This window comes from Bartonella saheliensis (assembly GCF_902162175.1).
On the sequence record NZ_LR607291.1, the window covers coordinates 1 to 2,086 of the forward strand.

Here is a 2,086-nt window from a genome sequence, read left to right on the forward strand (position 1 = left end):
GGAGTGAACGCACCCGATCCCATCCCGAACTCGGCCGTGAAACGCTCCAGCGCTGATGGTACTTTGCCTTAAGGCACGGGAGAGTAAGTCGCTGCCAGGTCTGCCAAATGCATAAAAATATTCTCTCAGAAATTTCAATAAAATAGACTGTACTCTAGCAGTCAGTGTAAAAATAATCGCAAGGCCTTATCGCGGGGTGGAGCAGCCCGGTAGCTCGTCAGGCTCATAACCTGAAGGCCGCAGGTTCAAATCCTGCCCCCGCAACCAAAGATAAACATCAACACTCTTTACCTCTCATTCCCATAACTCTTCCTCCATTCAGCGGAAACAAGCTGAATAATGCGTAAATGCAAAAATAATGCACGTGCTTGCAAAAGATAATAACGCGCGTCGCATAGATCTGTGAAAATTTTGAAGAAATCCAATCCTTATGCGCAACATTCAATAGATCATTAGGTCAATGCAACGAAACAGCAGTGGGGAAACGCAAGCTTTCTGCAAACGCTAAATCATACAAAAATTCCTCTTCTTTGACTCAATCCACATATCCTTGGACAAACAGGAGAACGGGAAACAAATCTAAGGGCGCTTTAGGGTATGCCACTGAACAGAATTCTCTCTAAAGAAAAATTGCTTGAAAAGAAGTGGAACGATGAAGCGCAAAATTCTTCCTTAACTGCATGTCTTCTTTAGGGATGCTTTACCATGAAGAAAGATGTGTAGTGCGTCAATACACCTAATGGGGATACTGTTTCTTCTGATCAAAATGTTGGAGCTTCTTGGAAAACTGTTTCCTACCAAAGATAGTGGACGCATCAACAACGCGTAATGCCACTGAGCTTATATCACTAAACAGCAGCGGCGAAACGCAAACCTTGCTGCTATGATTGCAAATAAAAACAGACTGGAAAATAAACACACCTGAAGCTATGGATTGGGCGAGGGGATGATTAAAAGCCTTCCTGCACAGCTCTTTGGCAAAATCAAATCTTAATGCAAAACAAACCAATAGGCCATAACCAGAAGGTTGCAGGTTCAAATCCTGCTCCCGCAACCAAAGATAAACATCAACACTCTTTACCTCTCATTCCCATAACTCTTCCTCCATTCAGCGGAAACAAGCTGAATAATGCGTAAATGCAAAAATAATGCACGTGCTTGCAAAAGATAATAACGCGCGTCGCATAGATCTGTGAAAATTTTGAAGAAATCCAATCCTTATGCGCAACATTCAATAGATCATTAGGTCAATGCAACGAAACAGCAGTGGGGAAACGCAAGCTTTCTGCAAACGCTAAATCATACAAAAATTCCTCTTCTTTGACTCAATCCACATATCCTTGGACAAACAGGAGAACGGGAAACAAATCTAAGGGCGCTTTAGGGTATGCCACTGAACAGAATTCTCTCTAAAGAAAAATTGCTTGAAAAGAAGTGGAACGATGAAGCGCAAAATTCTTCCTTAACTGCATGTCTTCTTTAGGGATGCTTTACCATTTTGCTTAATCTTTCCATCATGTACTAAGCACAGAGAGGCAATAAAGCAAAACAAACCCTGAAATATTGAAATGGTGAGTATCGTGGGATTTTCCATATCTGGGTGCATGGTGGAGATGCTGGAAAATTAGCACTTATATTGGTGCTGTAGGCGTGTTTGTGAGCATTCTTATGGGGGGATAGCGTATGGAAATGTGTGCTTAACTCAAATGAATCTTTCTAAAGACAGAAAGATATCCTATAGCAATAGGTTTGTAGAGATCTCTAAGGAGAGAACAGTTGTACACCCTTCCTTCCATTCCTTTAGAAAAGCAGGAAGAGGCGTAATGGAGTGCAAGTGATCGAGTGTGTGCAATCTTAAAGCTTAAGAAAATTGCCGCTTAAATAACCTTTTGTAAAAATAATACAGACTGGAGTAGAAGAGCCAGCATATTGGTTTTTTTCCAACAGTGGTAAACACCGTATAATCTTATCACCATTGCAAATGTTATGAGTTTTTCAAAAAAACTATATCATAAATCTGAGCTCTTCTCTTTAGGCGATAGGGCGAGTGTTAGGCAAAACAGTAAAAATGCGCTGATAGAGAAGA

General features: G+C 41.1%; 1 tRNA gene and 1 rRNA gene. Both read left to right on the forward strand.

What is annotated here, in order from left to right:
* Window positions 1–100, forward strand: a 5S ribosomal RNA gene (gene rrf / locus FS875_RS09725); the annotation flags it as partial.
* A gap of 90 nt (window positions 101–190) precedes the next feature.
* Window positions 191–267, forward strand: a tRNA-Met gene (locus FS875_RS09730).
* Window positions 268–2,086 lie beyond the last annotated feature (1,819 nt).